At 72.2% G+C, this 16,014-nt stretch carries 12 protein-coding genes; 8 read left to right on the top strand and 4 right to left on the bottom strand.

Annotated features, from left to right (window positions below; genetic code table 11):
* Positions 1-43 precede the first annotated feature (43 nt).
* From mutS to HWV07_RS13335, 3 genes are all read left to right on the top strand, one after another.
* Entirely contained in the window at positions 44-2,710 is a 2,667-nt protein-coding gene (mutS, locus tag HWV07_RS13345; protein ID WP_178334779.1) for a DNA mismatch repair protein MutS, read from the top strand.
* Between the two features lie 80 nt (positions 2,711-2,790).
* Positions 2,791-3,852, top strand: a complete 1,062-nt coding sequence (locus HWV07_RS13340; protein WP_178334778.1) for a CNNM domain-containing protein — start codon at positions 2,791-2,793, stop codon at positions 3,850-3,852.
* Positions 3,853-3,925: 73 nt separating this feature from the next.
* Complete coding sequence (locus HWV07_RS13335) at positions 3,926-5,143, top strand: MFS transporter (RefSeq protein WP_246279766.1); 1,218 nt, start codon at positions 3,926-3,928, stop codon at positions 5,141-5,143.
* 83 nt (positions 5,144-5,226) lie between these two features.
* On the opposite strand, the gene HWV07_RS13330 is transcribed toward HWV07_RS13335, so the two are convergent.
* Positions 5,227-5,529 (bottom strand): putative quinol monooxygenase, encoded by a 303-nt coding sequence (locus tag HWV07_RS13330; protein ID WP_178334777.1) that lies wholly within the window; start codon positions 5,527-5,529, stop codon positions 5,227-5,229.
* A 42-nt stretch (positions 5,530-5,571) separates the two neighbouring features.
* Positions 5,572-7,419, bottom strand: a complete 1,848-nt coding sequence (locus tag HWV07_RS13325) for a PAS domain-containing sensor histidine kinase (protein ID WP_178334776.1) — start codon at positions 7,417-7,419, stop codon at positions 5,572-5,574.
* A gap of 112 nt (positions 7,420-7,531) precedes the next feature.
* Here HWV07_RS13325 and mutL point away from each other — a divergent pair, with 112 nt between their 5' ends.
* Positions 7,532-9,505, top strand: a complete 1,974-nt coding sequence (gene mutL, locus HWV07_RS13320; RefSeq protein WP_178334775.1) for a DNA mismatch repair endonuclease MutL — start codon at positions 7,532-7,534, stop codon at positions 9,503-9,505.
* Positions 9,506-9,520: 15 nt separating this feature from the next.
* Positions 9,521-9,961 (top strand): methylated-DNA--[protein]-cysteine S-methyltransferase, encoded by a 441-nt coding sequence (locus HWV07_RS13315; RefSeq protein WP_178334774.1) that lies wholly within the window; start codon positions 9,521-9,523, stop codon positions 9,959-9,961.
* Positions 9,962-10,008: 47 nt separating this feature from the next.
* On the opposite strand, the gene HWV07_RS13310 is transcribed toward HWV07_RS13315, so the two are convergent.
* Both HWV07_RS13310 and HWV07_RS13305 read right to left on the bottom strand, forming a co-directional pair.
* On the bottom strand, positions 10,009-11,490 hold the full coding sequence (locus HWV07_RS13310; RefSeq protein ID WP_178334773.1) for an MATE family efflux transporter: 1,482 nt from the start codon (positions 11,488-11,490) through the stop codon (positions 10,009-10,011).
* Positions 11,487-12,074, bottom strand: a complete 588-nt coding sequence (locus HWV07_RS13305) for a TetR/AcrR family transcriptional regulator (RefSeq protein ID WP_178334772.1) — start codon at positions 12,072-12,074, stop codon at positions 11,487-11,489. Before HWV07_RS13305 ends, HWV07_RS13310 begins: the two co-directional genes overlap by 4 nt.
* A gap of 141 nt (positions 12,075-12,215) precedes the next feature.
* Between HWV07_RS13305 and HWV07_RS13300 the strand changes: the two genes are divergently transcribed.
* The 3 genes from HWV07_RS13300 to HWV07_RS13290 all read left to right on the top strand — a co-directional run bounded on the left by HWV07_RS13300 (position 12,216) and on the right by HWV07_RS13290 (position 15,990).
* On the top strand, positions 12,216-13,385 hold the full coding sequence (locus HWV07_RS13300) for a hypothetical protein (RefSeq protein ID WP_178334771.1): 1,170 nt from the start codon (positions 12,216-12,218) through the stop codon (positions 13,383-13,385).
* A gap of 84 nt (positions 13,386-13,469) precedes the next feature.
* Entirely contained in the window at positions 13,470-14,672 is a 1,203-nt protein-coding gene (locus HWV07_RS13295) for a hypothetical protein (RefSeq protein WP_178334770.1), read from the top strand.
* A 112-nt stretch (positions 14,673-14,784) separates the two neighbouring features.
* A complete protein-coding gene (locus tag HWV07_RS13290; protein ID WP_178334769.1) occupies positions 14,785-15,990 on the top strand; it encodes a carboxypeptidase regulatory-like domain-containing protein in 1,206 nt (401 codons plus the stop codon).
* Positions 15,991-16,014: the final 24 nt, after the last annotated feature.

Raw genomic sequence — 16,014 nt, 5'->3', positions numbered from 1 at the left:
TCCGACACGTTTTACCGCCCGGCCGCCCCGGGTAGCGACGTACATGGCCTCCGGCATCGTCGGCGAGTACCTCGCGCTCAAGGAAGACAGCGAGGCGGACCTGCTGGCGATGCAGATGGGCGACTTCTACGAGTTCTTCGGCGAGGACGCCGTCACCGTCGGCGAAGAGTTGGACCTGAAGGTCTCCGAGCGGTCGGCCGGCGGCGAGACCTACGAGATGGCCGGCGTCCCGGTCGACGACGTCACGCCGTACCTGACGGCTCTGGTCGAGCGCGGCTACCGCGTCGCCGTCGCCGACCAGCGCGACGAAGACGGCGACACGACCCGCGAACTCACCCGGCTCGTCACGCCCGGAACGCTGCTGGAGACCGACGACGAGGACGCGCAGTACCTGGCCGCCGTCGTCGAGAGCGGCGGCCGCGGCGACGAGTACGGCCTCGCGTTCTGCGACGTCACGACCGGCGCGTTCCGGACGACCGCCGTCTCGGGAACCGACGCGGTCGGGCGCGCGCTGACGGAGCTGTACCGGTTCGCGCCGGTCGAGATACTGCCCGGCCCCGAGGTGCGCACCGACGACGACCTGCTCGGGCGGCTGCGCGAGCGCGTCGACGCGAGGCTAACGCTGCACGACACCGAGGCCTTCGCGCCCGGCCGCGCCCGCCACGCGCTCCGCGAGCAGTTCGGCGACGCGGTCGACACCGTCGGCCTCGAGAGCGACGCCGCGGTGGCCGCCGCCGGCGCCGTCGTCGACTACGTCGCCGAGACGGGCGTCGGCGCGCTGGCCTCGATCACGCGGCTGCAGGCGTACGCGCCGGACGACCACGTCGCGCTGGACGCCACCACCCAGCGCAACCTCGAGTTGACCGAGACGATGACCGGGCAGGGTCGGAGCCTCTTCGAGACGGTCGACCACACCGGGACGAGCGCCGGCGGCCGGCTGCTCCGCGAGTGGCTGACGCGACCGCTGCGGCAGCGCGGCGAGCTCCGGCGGCGGCAGTCGGCCGTCGCGGCGCTGGCCGACGACGCGCTCGTTCGCGAGGGGCTGCGCGAGCTGCTCGCCGACGCCTACGACCTTGAGCGGGTGGCGAGCCGCGCCGTCTCGGGCAGCGCCGACGCCGACGCGCTGCTTCGAGCCCGCGAGACGCTCGCGCTCGTCCCCGAACTCGCCGAGCGGATTGATGGGTCGCCGCGGCTGGCCGACTCGCCGGTGACGGACCTGCTGGCCGACCTGGACAGCGAGGGGATCGCCGCCATCCGAGAAGAACTGGCGGCGCTCGCCGACGACCCGCCGAAGACGCTCCACGAGGGCGGCCTCATCGAGCGCGGGTACGACGACGAGCTGGACGACCTCGTCGAACGCCACGAGGCCGCCGTCGAGTGGTTCGAGACGCTCGCCGAGCGCGAAAAGCGCGAGCACGGCCTCTCGCACGTCACCGTCGACCGGAACAAGACCGACGGCTACTACGTCCAGGTCGGCAAGTCCGCGGCCGACGGCGTGCCGGACCACTACGAGAACGTCAAGACGCTGAAGAGCTCCGAGCGGTACGTCTTCGACGAGCTCCGCGAGAAGGAACGCGAGGTGCTGCGACTCGAGGAGGAGCGCGGCGACCGCGAGTACGAGGCGTTCCGCCGGCTCCGGGAGTCGGTCGCCGACCGCGCCGAGTTGCTCCAGCGGGTCGGCCGCACGCTGGCCGAACTGGACGTGTTCTGCTCGCTGGCGACCCACGCGGCGAAGCAGGGGTGGACACGACCGGAGCTGACCGACGAGCGGGTCCTTGACGTGACGGCCGGCCGCCACCCCGTCGTCGAGACGGACGTGGAGTTCGTCCCGAACGACCTCCTGCTCGACGGGGCGGCTGCCGCCGGTCAGGAACGGGGCGCCGGCGGGCACGCGGCCGACGACCGCCGGTTCCTGCTCGTCACCGGCCCCAACATGTCCGGGAAGTCGACGTACATGCGCCAGGCGGCGCTGATCACGCTGCTGGCGCAGGTCGGCAGCTTCGTGCCCGCCGACGACGCGACCGTGGGGCTCGTCGACGCCATCTACACCCGCGTGGGCGCCCTCGACGAACTCGCGCAGGGCCGCTCGACGTTCATGGTCGAGATGCAGGAGCTGAGCAACATCCTCCACAGCGCGACCGAGGACTCCCTCGTGGTGCTCGACGAGGTGGGCCGGGGGACGGCCACCTACGACGGCATCTCCATCGCCTGGGCCGCCACCGAGTACGTCGCCAACAGCGTCGGCGCGCGCACGCTGTTCGCGACCCACTACCACGAGCTGACCCAGCTGGCCGACGAGCTCCCCGGCGTCGCCAACGTCCACGTCGCGGCGGAGGAGCGCGACGGGGAGGTGACCTTCCTCCGGACCGTCGAGGAGGGCCCCACGGACCGCTCCTACGGCGTCCACGTCGCCGACCTCGCCGGCGTCCCCGACCCGGTCGTCGACCGCGCGCGGGACGTCCTCGACCGGCTGCGCGAGGACAAGGCCCTGGACGTCCGCGGCGGCTCGGGCGGCACGAAGCAGGCCGTCTTCGACCTCGGGTCGGGGCAGTTCAGGGGGACGGCCTCCTCTGACGGAGGAGAGAAAGAACCGCTCGACCCGGCCACCGAATCGGTCCTCGAGGAGCTCCACGACACCGACGTGAACGAGGTTCCGCCAGTCGAGCTGCTGAGCCGCGTCCAGGAGTGGCAGCGACGGCTGGACGAGTAGCACCGGTCGCCAGCGACGGCTCCGGGCGCCCACGCCGCGGGCCCACCGCCGTTTTACGACGGGCGGACGAATCGTCGACGATGACACCCCTGGAGGTATCCTTCCGGCTCGTCGCCGGGACGCTGCTCATCCTCGCGAACGGGTTCTTCGTCGCCATCGAGTTCGGGCTGACGCGGGCCCGACAGTACACCGAGTCGGAGTTCCTCGGCGAGAGCGGCGGGTCCGGCGGGCTGCGGCGGGCCTGGGAGATGACCAGCGACCTGGAGCTGTACCTCACGACCTGCCAGGTCGGCATCACGGCCTCGAGCATCGCGGTCGGTATCGTCGCCGAGCCGGCGCTGGCAGCGCTGTTCGAGCCCCTGTTCGCGGGCAGCCGCCTGGCGACCGTCGGCGGCGGCGCCGTCCTGGCGTTCCTCGTCATCAACCTCGTCCACCTGACCCACGGCGAGCAGACGCCGACGTACCTCGGCGTCGAGCGCTCCCGGACGGTGTGCCGGTACGGCGCGCCGCCGCTGTACTGGTTCTACCGGCTGATCTCGCCGATCATCACGTTCGGGGACTGGATCGCCAAGCTGACGCTGAAGCTGTTCGGCGTCGAGATGACCGGCGCGTGGCTCGAGACCGAGGAGGACGTCATCGAGTCGCGGGCCGACCTGCGCAACCGGCTCGGCTCCGCCCTCGAGGAGAGCGACCTCTCAGAGGAGCGCCACGAGGAGGTGATGAACGCCCTCGCGATCGGCGAGCAGCCGATCCGGGAGGTGCTGATTCCCGCCGACGACGTCGTCGCGCTGTCGACGGCCGACGACGCGGAGGAGAACCTCCGTCGGATGGAGACCCACCCCCACACCCGCTACCCCCTCGTCGGCGAGGAACTGACGGACTTCCGCGGCATCGTCTACTCGCCCGTCCTGGCCCAGTACCGCGAGGAGCTCGCGTCGGGCGATATCGACTTCGAGGAGCTGGCGGCCCCGCCGATGACGCTGTCGCCGGACGTCGACGTCAGCGACGCCGTCGACCAGTTCCAGGCGGAGAACCAGGAGCTCGCGCTCGTCATCGAGGACGGCGAGGTCGTCGGGATGGTGACCGTCACCGACCTGTTCGAGGCGGTCATGGGCGACATCGAGGACCCCATCGACAAGTGAGCGGGTCTCCCCCGACTGACCGACGACCCGGTCCGCGGCAGGTTGATACGACCCCCCGGAGAACACCCGCGGCGTGTCGAACGCCGAGTCGTCGTCCGGGCCGGCCGTCGCGAGCGAGCGAGCGCGGTGGGGACTGCTCGCGGGCGCGAGCCTCATGTCCGCCGCGCTCGGCGCCTACGAACTCGTCCCGGCGAGCGTCACGCCCCTGATACGCGCCTCCCTCGGCGTCGGACCTTCCCGGGCGGGCCTCCTCGTCAGCGTGATGTTCGGGACGGCGGTGGTCGCCAGCATCCCCGCCGGCGTCGCCCTCGACCGGACGAACTCCCGGTACGCCGTCGCGGCGGCGGTCGGCCTGCTGGTCGTCGCGGGCGCGTGGGGCTGGCGGGCCGCCACCGCCGGCGCCTTCTGGTCGCTGGTCGGTTCCCGCGTCCTCGGCGGCGTCGCCTACGTCGTCGTCTGGAACGCCGGCATCGACATCGTCGGCCGGTCCTTCGAGGCCGCCCGCCAGGGGACGGCCGTGGCGACGTTCACCGCCAGCGGCCCCGTCGGGTTCGCCGTCGGGCAGGCGACCGGACCGGTCGTCGCCGACGCCTTCGGCTGGCCGGCCATCTTCCCGGCGTACACCGCCGTCGCCTGCGTCGGCCTCGCGGCGTTCTGGCTGCCGAGCCGCGGCAGCGGGCGCGCCACCGGGACGCGGGCGCCCACCCGCTCGGACCTCGGCGGCGTGGTCACCAGCCGACGGGTCTGGATCGTCGGCCTCCTGGGGTTCCTCGGCTACTCGGTGTACCTGTTCGTCAACAGCTGGGCGCCGTCGTACCTCACCGAACAGCTGGGCCTCTCGCTGGGCCGCAGCGGCGCGCTCGTCGCGCTGTTCCCCGCCGTCGGCGTGCTGGCCCGGGTGACCGGCGGCCTCCTCTCGGACACCCTCTTCGACGGCCGGCGCCGGCCCGTCGTCCTGCTGTCGTTCCTCGTCGCCGCCCCGGTCGTCGCCGGGTTCACGCTGCTCCGGACCGTCCCAGTCGTCGTCGCGGCGCTGCTCGTCGCCGGCTTCGCGGTCCAGCTCTGCCTCGGGCTCGTCTTCGCCTACGTCCGCGAACTCGTCGACCCGGCCGTCGCCGCCACGGCCGTCGCCTTCCTGACGAGCGTCGGCCTCGCGGGCGCGTTCGTCGCGCCCATCGCGGGCGGGAGTCTCGTCGCAGCGGCGGGGTACGGCGTCGCCTTCGCCGTCGCCGGCGGACTCGGCGCCCTCGGGGCGCTCCTGGCGTGGTACGCCCCCGAGCCCGACAAATAGCTCGCCGCCGGACCGACAGGCCAGCGCGGGACGAGGACCGGGTACAGCCGAGCGTCAGCCGATCCGCGCCTCTGCCCCCGAGCTCACATCACCTGCGTCTTCGACTCGACGTCGAAGCGGTACAGCGTGGGTTCGCCGGCGAGGTGGGCGGCGATCTCGCCCTGGAAGGACTGGAAGTGGTCGCTGTTCATGTGCGCCTCGACGGCGTCGCCGTCCTCGTACTGCTCGAAGATGCGGACGGTGTCGGGGTCGTCCGCGTCCGTGGCCACGCGGTAGTCGACGACGCCCGGCTCCTCGCGGGAGGCCTCGGCGAGGTCGCGGGCGAGGTCGAGGGCGGCCTCTCGGTCGTCGGGGTCGACGGGCAGCGTCGCGTGCATCACTATCATACCTGGAGTCGACGGCGACCACCCTCAAAAGCCTTCGTCCGGTCACCGCTCGAAGGGATCGGCCCCGCTGTCGCCGCCCGTCTCGACCTCGAACCGGGCGCCGCCGCCGTCGCTCTCGGCCAACGACACCGTCCAGCCGTGGTCCTCGGCGACGGTCCGGACGATGCCGAGGCCGAACCCGGTGCCGCTCTCGACCGTCGTGTAGCCGTGGTCGAAGACGCGGTCGCGGTCCGCCGGCGGGATGCCGCGGCCGTCGTCGGCGACGTAGAAGCCCTCGCGGTCGTCGAGCGGGCCGACGGTGACCGAGACCGGTTCGCCGTCGACGGCGCCGTGTTCGACCGAGTTGCGGAAGAGGTTCTCGAAGAGCTGTCGGAGGCGGCTCGGGTCGGCGACGACCGTGACGTCGGCGGCGGTCGACAGCGACGCCGCCGCGTCGTCGATCGACTCCCACGCGCTCGCTGCGGTCTCCGCCAGCGACACCGGCTCTGACTCGTCGCCGCGCCCCTCGTCGCGTGCGAGCGACAGCAGCCCCTCGACCAGCGACTCCATGCGGTCGTGGGCCTCCGCGACGTGGTCGAGGTGCTCGAGGTCGCCCGTCTCGCGGGCCAACTGGACCCGGCCCTTCGCGACCGACAGCGGGTTCCGGAGGTCGTGGCTCACCGTCGACGCGAAGCGGTCGAGCCGCTCGTTCTGCCGCTCGAGTTCGGCCTCGTACTCCCGCTGCTTCGTCACGTCGCGGTAGGCGACGACCGTGCCGCGGAACTCCCCGTCCTCCAGCGGGAGCAGGGTGATGTGGGCGTCGTGGAGCCGCGGCTCGCCCTCGCCGCGGTACGTCTCGACGGGGTAGGAGACCTCGTCCACGTCGTTCCCGCTGGAGAGGAGCGTCCGGGCCGCCTCGAGGTACTCCTCGGGGACCGACTCGTCGTAGTACCCCGCCGCGACGAGGTCGGGGAACGGCGTGCCGACGAGCTCCGCCCTGGGGATGGCCAGGGTCTCGGCGTAGTCCCGGTTGGCCCACGTGATGACGCCGTCCTCGTCGAGGACGAACAGCCCGACCGGCGCCGTCTCGACGATGGTCTCGAACCGCGCCAGCTCCTGTTCGCGGCGGCGGCGCTCGGAGACCTCGCGGGCGCAGATGACGTACCCCTCCATCCCGTCGTCGCTGAACCGGCTCTGGCCGGTGCTCTCGACGTACCGCCAGCGACCGTCGGCGTCCTCGATCCGGAACGTCTCCGTCGGGTTCGCCGGCCCCCGCTCTGCGGTGAAGTCGAAGAACCGCTCGAGGACGGCCTCCCGGTCGTCCTCGTGGATGAACTCGAAGGCCGAACGCCCCACCAGCTCCGCGGGCTCGTAGCCGAGCATCGGCTCGACGGTCCGGTTGACGTACTGGAACTCGCCGCCGGAGCCGAGCACCGCGATGACGTCGGACGTGGAGTCGAGCAGCGACCGGTACCACTTCCGGTCCCGCCGGTCGACCGCCGACTCGACGCTGTCGAGGAGGTCCGCCACGGCGCCGTCCGCCGTGGCACCAGACCCGCCGGGGTCGGCGGCCCCGGACGTGACGTCGGGCACGCGAACGACGTCGACGACCTGTCCCCCGGCGTCGGCCGCCGTGGCGTCGCCGTCCGCCGCCCTGCTCGCCCCGTAGAACAGCACGACCGGCAGTTCCGGCCGCTCCGCGGCGAGGATATCTAGAATCGCTGCTGCGTCGGCGGCGTCGCCCGCCACGCAGTCCGCGTCGAAGGCCGTCAGCGCCTCGCGGACGCCGTCCGACGCCGCGGTCCGCACCTCGAACCGCTCGCCGGACGCCTCGATGGCCCCGGCGACCGCGGACGCGCGCTGGCGGTCCGTTCCCGCGACCAGCAGTCGGACCGACGCGGCGTCCTCCATGGCATCCGGATACACACCCTGCTGACTAATGGGTTCGGTCGCCCTCGGTCGCTGTAATCGGGGGCGGAAAGAGTTAGGTTCCGGGGGCCGACAGCCACGGCAACGCCGCTACATGAGCCCGGACATCAGGGAACTCGACGCCGACACGCGCGACCGGATCGCCGCCGGCGAGGTGGTCGAACGCCCCGCCTCGGTGGTCAAGGAGCTGCTGGAGAACGCGCTGGACGCCGACGCCTCGCGGGTCGGCGTCGCGGTCGAGGCCGGCGGCACGGAGCGCATCGTCGTCTCCGACGACGGCGTCGGGATGTCGGAGTCCGAGGCCCGCAAGGCCGTCCGCGAGCACACAACGAGCAAGCTCCGCGACATCGACGACCTGGAGTCCATCGGGACGCTCGGCTTCCGCGGCGAGGCGCTGCACGCCATCGGCGCCGTGGCCCACCTCGAGATCCGGACGAAGCCCCGCAGCGGTACCCGCGGGACGAAGCTCGTCGTCGAGGGCGGCGAGGTCGTCGCCTGCGGGCCCGTCGGCTGCCCGGAGGGGACCACCGTCGAGGTGACCGACCTCTTCGGGAACGTCCCCGCCCGCCGGAAGTACCTCAAGACGGACGCGACGGAGTTCGCCCACGTCCAGCAGGTCGTCGCGGGCTACGCGCTCGCCTCGCCCGACGTTGCCGTCACCCTCGAACACGACGGCCGGGAGGCGTTCTCGACGACCGGCGACGGCGACCGCCGGAGCGCCGTCATGGCCGTCTACGGCCGCGAGGTCGCGGCGTCGATGATCGACGTCTCGGCCGACGCGGACGCCGAGGGCCCCCTCGCGGGCGTCGAGGGGCTGGTCAGCCACCCCGAGACGAACCGCGCGGGTAGCGAGTACGTCACGACGCTCGTGAACGGTCGGTACGTCACCGCGAGCGTCGTCCGCGACGCCGTCGTCGACGCCTACGGGACGCAGCTGGCGCCGGACCGCTACCCCTTCGCCGTCCTCGACGTCGCGGTCCCGCCCGGCGGCGTCGACGTGAACGTCCACCCCCGGAAGCTGGAGGTGCTGTTCGCCGACGACGAGGGCGTCCGCGAGCAGGTCGAGGACGCCGTCGAGTCGGCGCTGCTCGAGGAGGGGCTGCTCCGGACGCGGGCGCCGCGGGGGCGATCGGCGGCCGAGCAGACCGAGATCGAGTCGGACGACGGGGCGGAGACAGATGCCGACCCGCAAGCCACCGAATCCAGACACGGGGCGCGAACGACTGCACAGACCGATTCCGGAAGCGCGACAGAGACGGAGGCCCCGGAGCAGTCCGACGAGTCGCGGCCCGCCTGGCGCGAGCCGACCCGCTCGGACGCCGCCGAGAACGGGGCGGAGCGAGCCGACGACGCCCGGCGAGACGAGGCGGCGGCCGACCGGAAGTTCCGCGACGCGCCCGCCCAGCGGACCCTCGCAGGCGACGAGACGACCGGGACGCCCGACGGCCTCGACCGACTGCCCGCGATGGACGTCCTCGGGCAGTTCGACGACACCTACGTCGTCGCGGAGACCGACGACGGCCTGGTCCTGGTCGACCAGCACGCGGCCGACGAGCGGGTGAACTACGAGCGGCTGCGCGAGGCGTTCGCAGGCGACGTGACCACGCAGGCGCTCGCCGAGCCCGTCGAACTCGAGCTCACCGCCCGCGAGGCGACGCTGGTCGACGACCGCGGCGAGGCGCTCTCGCGGCTCGGCTTCCGGGTCCAGCGACCCGACGAGCGGACCGTCGCGGTGACGACCGTGCCGGCGCTCGTCGTCGAGCGCGTCGGCGGCGACGCCCCCGAACTCGCCCGCGACCTGCTCTCGGAGTTCGTCGACGGCGACCCGACCGGCACCGTCGAGGCGGTCGTCGACGACCTGCTCGGCGACCTGGCCTGCCACCCCTCCATCAAGGGCAACACCTCGCTCCGCGAGGGGAGCGTCGCCGAACTGCTTTCGGCGTTGGACGGCTGCGAGAACCCCTACGCCTGCCCGCACGGCCGGCCGACGGTCATCGAGCTCTCGCGGGACGAGATCGCCGAGCGCTTCGAGCGCGACTACCCGGGCCACGGTGGTCGGCGTGAGTGACCCGGAGCCCGGCCGATGAAGGTGCGGCTCCTCGGGACGACCATCGAGGTCGACGAGTCGTTCGTCGACGAGTCCCAGGACGAGATTCGAGCGCAGATCCGCGAGTACGCCGAGGGCGACCGGCGGTCGTTCGACCTGTCGGTCTCGTTCCCCGACGGCTCGGTGGGCGAGGTGATGCGCGCTATGTCGGCGATACCCTACGGCGAGACGCGGACGTACGGCGACCTCGCCGCCGACCTCGACACCGCGCCGATCGCCGTCGGCAACGCCTGCGGGCGCAACCCCGTCCCGGTGGTCGTCCCCTGCCACCGCGTCGTCGGCAGCGACGGGGGGCTGAAGGGGTACTCGGCGGCCGACGGCGTCGCGACGAAGCGGCGACTCCTCGACCTGGAAGCGGAGATAGCGACGGGGTCGGTGCAGGCCCGCTTGCCGGACGCCGACGGGGCGAACGGCTGAAGCGGGAGAGCTGTCTGTCTCGGGACCGCCGGAGACGGCGTTCCCGACTAGTCGGCGACGTCCATCTCGCCGGGAGCGTCGAGCTCCTCGGGGTCGACGATGCCGTCGGTCCAGGTGCCGCGCAGGAACCACGCCCCGGTCGTGAGCGCGCTGGCGACGAAGGAGACGGCGACGGCCCACCAGACGCCGACGACGCCCCAGCCGAGGACGGTGAGGAAGACGAACGACAGCGGGATGCGGAACACCCACAGCTCCTGGACGGACAGCAGCATCGCCGTCCGGGTCGACCCGGAGCCGCGGAAGCCACCCAGAGTGACCTGGAAGACGCCGAGGAAGACGTACGCCGGGCCGGCGATGCGGACGTAGGCGGCGCCGTACTCGACGACGGTCGACGAGGCGGTCTCCCCGGGCGGCAGGAACGCGCCGGTGATGGCCTCGGCGAAGGGGTAGGCGAGCGCGACGAGGACGAGGAAGCCGCCGGCGACGGTCGCACTCGCCAGGTAGACGGCCCGGCGGGCGCGGTCGGGCTGGCCGGCGCCGAGGTTCTGGCCGACGACCGTCTCGGTGCCGCGGGCGAACCCGAGGGCGGGCAGGAAGAGCAGCGAGGCCAGGCGGTTGACGATGCCGTAGGCGGCGACCGCGTCGTCGCCGGCGAGGGCGATGACGGCGGTCATGGCCGCGACGCCGCCGGCCCGGAGGCCCTGCTCGGCGCCGATGGGGGCGCCGACGTCGAGGATGCGCCGGACGGTCGCGAGTTCGGGGACGAAGTCGCGGGGTTCCGGCGACAGACCGACCCCGCCGGACAGCAGGAGGTACATGCCGATGGCGGCGGGGAAGAAGCGCGCGACGACCGTCGCGACGGCGGCGCCGGTGACGCCGTACCCCTCGAAGCCGGTGAGCGTGTAGAGCTGGGTTCCCATCCCCTCCAGGCCGACCCACGCGAACAGGGGATTGTCGGCGAACCCGAGGACGAGAAACGGGTCGAGGACGACGTTGAGCGCGACGCTGCCGGCCATCAGGTACAGCGACGTGCGGGTGTCGCCCCACCCGCGCAGCAGCGCGTCGAAGATGAAGAACCAGAACATGAAGACGACGCCGAGGAAGATGACGCGGGTGTAGTCGGTCGCGAAGGTGTGGGGGTCGGTCCCCGGGGTGGCGCCGACGAGGGCGAGCAGCGTGGGGGCGGCGACGTAGCCGAGGACGGCGAACGCGAGGGCGATCAGGGTGACGAACGAGACGGTCTGGCCGGCGACGTGGTGGGAGTGCCGGAAGTCGCCCGACCCCTTGTGCTGGGAGACGAGGACGGTGCCGGCGACGGTGAGGCCGCCGCCGACCGAGACCATCAGGAAGACGATGGCCCAGGCGTACGAGAGGGCGGCGACGGCGTCGGCGCCGAGGCGGCCGACCCAGAAGGTGTCGGCGAGGTTGTAGGCGACCTGCAGCACCTGCGAGGCGACGATGGGCGCCGAGAGGACGAGCAGCGGCCTGAACAGGTCGCCGTCGGTGACGTCGACCGACCGGTCGGTCACGCCGTCACCAGCCAGCCGTCGACGACGTCGCCGACCAGGGCCTCGCGGACCGAGTCGACCGCGGCCTCGTGGCCGAGGGTGACCCACCGGATGCGCGCCCCCTGGATGGCCGCCAGGACGTGGGCGGCCGTCCGCTCGGCGTCGACCGGGCGGAACGCCCCCTCGTCGACGCCGCGTTCGATCAGGGCCGTGACCGTCGCGTGCACGCGGGCGTCGTTCGCCTCGAGCTGGTCGCGGAAGGTCTCGTTGTGCGGCGCCTGCGCGCGGAGTTCGAGCAGGGCGGCGTGGAAGGCGCGGTGCTCCTCGCGGCTGCGGTCGTCGCCGAAGCAGAACCGGTCGATCAGGTCGACCAGCTGGTCCCGGGGGTCCGCGCCGTCGGGCGAGACGCGCTCCTCGAAGCGGTCGATGAGATGAGCCAGCAGCGCGACCAGCAGCTCCTCCTTCGTGTCGAAGTGGTAGTGCAGCAGCGACTTGCTGCAGTCGCACTCGTCGGCGATGTCCTGCATCGTCAGCGAGGCGTACCCGTGCTCGCAGAGGGCACGGTAGGTGGCGTCCATGATGCGCTCGCGCGTCTCCTCGACCATCTGTTGACTAACCAGTCAGTCAGGGGCAATAACGGTTCGGGTTTCCCGCGGGAGCACGGCGCCTGAGGCCGGCTACGGCCGCGTCAATATGTCCTGTCGGAAGCCACGAAATTTATACCCCATGGCTGTCGAGGGTCTGTCATGCGAACGAGCCCAGTAGCCATCGCAGTAGTCCTAGTCGTCTCGGTGATCGGCGGAGCGGCCTCGCCGGTCGTCGCCCAGCAGGGCGAGGCCGAGGCCTACAGCGGGACCCACGTCCAGTTCGACACGGCGAGCAACGCCATCTCCGGGTACGCCGTGAACGACGAGGTGCTCGTCGAGAACGTGAGCGTCCAGTCCGCCAGCGAGGCGCGGAACCAGGCCGGCGTCGAGGTCGGCGCCGGCCTCGAGTCGACGACCGACTTCCGGGGTGCCGGCCTCCAGTTGGCCTCCAGCGCGAACGTCAGCGCGACGGTCGAGGTCCAGAGCGGCGCCGAACTCCAGGCCCACGACACCCAGCGCGGCGTCTTCCAGGTCCGCGCCAGCGACGACGACCAGATCGTCCGGGCGGAGCTGAACGACAGCGTCGACGCCCGCTCGGAGGGCAGCAGCGACAAGCGCGTCGTCGTCTCCCAGGAGGACGGCGGCCAAGGGGCGTTCATCGTGATCGGCGACGGCGAGGTCGTCGTCGACCAGCACGGCGACGTCACCGCCGAGGTCGCACAGGGCGGCCAGCTCGTCTACCGGCAGTACCAGGAAGAGCGCAGCGACAGCGACGAGGAGGCCGAGCGCATGATCGAGGAGGGCACCGCGACGGCCGAGGTGTACGTCCAGGAAGGCCGGAGCGAGGGCGAGGATAGCGCCGAGGACGGCCAGGAGACCGCCGTCCACGCCGTCGAGTACGGACAGAACACCAGCGTCGAGGTCACCGACCGGAGCCGCGATACGGTCAACATGACCGTCGACCGCAGCGAGAGCCAGGGGAAGGTCGTCCTGGCGACGCTCTCCGAGGCCGCCTTCGACAACGCCGAGAGCACCGAGGTGTTCGTCGACGGCGAGGCGGCCGCTCAGGCGGACTCCTACGGCGCGGTCGAACAGTCGGCTCAGGACGGCGACGAGCCGCGCTACTACGTCGAACAGTCCTCCAGCGCCGAAGCCACGACCGACGTGGCGGTCGGCATCGACAGCTTCTCGGCGCGGTCCGTCCGGATGCAGAGCGACGGCGAGGGCGGCAGCGGCGACGGCGGGTCGTTCGCCGACGGGGCCGGCTTCGGCGTCCTCGGCGCCCTCGCCGCGCTCGCGGCCGCGCTGGTCGCCGCACGGCGTCGATAACGGCCGGTTCGGGAGCTGCGACGGCGCCGCCGTCGGCCGCTACTGGCCAAGAAGTTTATTTTGGTTGACCCGTACGTTCCGGACATGCGACACCGCGCAGTGTTGCTGTCGGCGCTGCTGGCGTTCTCCCTCGTGGGGGGCGTCGCGGCACCGGCCGCAGGACAGCAGGCGAACGGGGAATCGTACGCGGGAACACACGTCGAGTTCCGGACGACGGGCAGCAGCGTCGCCGACTACGCCGTCGGCGGCGACGTCCTCGTCGAGAACGTGAGCGTCCAGTCCGCCAGCGAGGCGCGGAACCAGGCCGGCGTCGGCCTCGACGCCAGCCTCGAGTCGACGACCGACTTCCGGGCCGCCGGCCTCCAGTTGGCCTCCAGCGCGAGCGCCAGCGCGACGGTCGAGGTCCAGAGCGGCGCCGAGATGCAGGCCCACGACAACAGCCGCGGCGTCCTCCAGGTCCGCGCCAGCGACGGCGCCCAGGTCGTCACGGCCGACCTCGGCGACGGCAGCGAGGCCAGCGCCGAGGGCGACGACGGCAAGCGCGTGGTCGTCTCGAACGACGACGGCAGCCAGGGGACGTTCATCGTCGTCGGCGACGGCGAGGTCGTCGTCGACGAGAACGGCGACGTCACCGCGGAGATCAAGCAGGACAGCCAGCTCGTCTACCGGCAGTACCAGGAGGAGCGCAGCGACAGCGACGAGGAGGCCGAGCGCATGATCGAGAACGGGACCGCGACCGCGGAAGTGTACGTCCAGGCGGGCCAGAGCGAGGGCGAGAGCGCCGCCGAGGACGGCCAGAACGCGACCGTCCAGACAGTCAAGTACGGTCAGGACACGACCGTCGAGGTGGCCGACCGGAGCCGCGACCGGCTCAACGTGACGGTGGAGCGCTCACAGAGCCAGGGGAAGGTCGTCCTGGCGACGCTCTCCGAGGCCGCCTTCGAGAACGCCCAGGACGTCCAGGTCACCGTCGACGGTGAGGCGGCCGCCCAGGCGGACTCCTACGGCGCGGTCGAACAGTCCGCCCGGGAGGGCGACGAGCCGCGCTACTACGTCGAGCAGTCCTCCAGCGCCGAAGCCACGACCGACGTGGCCGTCGGCATCGACCACTTCTCGGCGCGGAACGTCGTCCTCTCGAGCGCCGACGGGAGCCAGCAGACCGACGACGGCTCGGGCGACGACGGCTCGGACGGATCGGGCGACACCGACGCCGACGGGGCCGGCTTCGGCGTCCTCGGCGCCCTCGCCGCGCTCGCGGCCGCGCTGATCGCGGCGCGACGACCGTAGCCGGTTAGCGGACCCGTCGCTGCCCGGAAACGCCGCCGAACGCGTCGCTTGCGCCGGAATTCCGCTGCGATATCGGCGACGCAACTAAGTGGTATCATCTGCATCCACGGGTATGCAACGGGTATTTCGCCTCCTTTTCCTCGTCAGTGTGGTCGGGTGGCTCTGTATCGCGCCGGCGGGCGCAGCAACGACCGGGTCCCAGGTCACGCTCACGGTCTCGGTGGTCGACCAGGGCGACGTCGCCGTCGGCGGCGCCGACATCACCGCCTCGTGGGACGGCGGCGAGGCGACCGCGACGACCGCGAGCAACGGCCGGGCCTTCGTCGACGTCCCCGCCGGCGCGGACGTCACCGTCGACGTCGAACACGAGGACTTCGTCCGCAACGAACCCGTCGAGGTCGAGGACGCCGCGGAGCAGGACGTGACCGTCCGGGTCGCCCTGAAGGGCAACTCCATCGTCACCGTCGAGGGGACGGACGGCGAGCCGCTCGCCGACGCCACCGTCCAGTTCCGCCAGGACGGCCGGACGGTCCTCGAGGGCGAGACCAACGGCAGCGGCGTCTTCGAGACCGGCGTCGTCGAGCAGGGCAACTACGACGTCCACGCCGTCAAGCCGGGCTACCTGCGCGAGACCGCGCGCTACCGGGTCGGCCTCGACACCGAGCAGTCCTTCGAACTGGAGCGCGGGTCGGTCTACCTCGACGTCACCGTCGTCGACGACCACTTCGACCCGCCGCGGGCCCTCGAGGAGGCCCGCGTCCGGCTCTCCGACAGCGAGGGCGAGTACGGCACCTTCCGGCTCACCGGCGGCTCCAGTTCCCACAGCGTCGACGTGAACAACCGCTACACCCTCACCGTCCTCAAGGACGGCTACGTGCAGGAGACGACCACGGTCGCCGTCCGCGAGAGCGACCGCGCGGTCGAGGCGGCCACCCAGCGGCTCCCCAACCTCACCGTCGAGCGGCAGAACTCCCGCGTCGTCGTCGGCGAGGAGACGCGCCTGACCGTCGTCAACGCCTACGGCGAACCCGTCGAGGGCGCCGAGATCCGCCACCAGGGCGAGACGGTCGCCGAGACCGACGCCGGCGGCGAGGCCGTCGTCACGATCGAGGCCGCGGGCGCCCAAGAGTTCAGCGCGGTCACCGGCGACGCCGACAGCGCGCCGATCACGATCGAGGGCATCACCCCCGGCGCCGACGACGACGGACAGCCCGAGGAGCCGGGACCGACGGAGACCGAGGCCGACCTGCCAGGCTTCGGCCCCGCTGCGGCCGTCCTCGGCGTCCTCGGTGCCGTGCTGCTCGCTTCCCGTCGCTGACCGGGCCACCCGACTTTATTCTGC

Source organism: Natronomonas salina (genome assembly GCF_013391105.1).
In the GTDB taxonomy this organism is placed as follows: Archaea; Halobacteriota; Halobacteria; order Halobacteriales; family Haloarculaceae; genus Natronomonas; species Natronomonas salina.
This window is presented reverse-complemented; position numbering and strand designations above follow the sequence as displayed.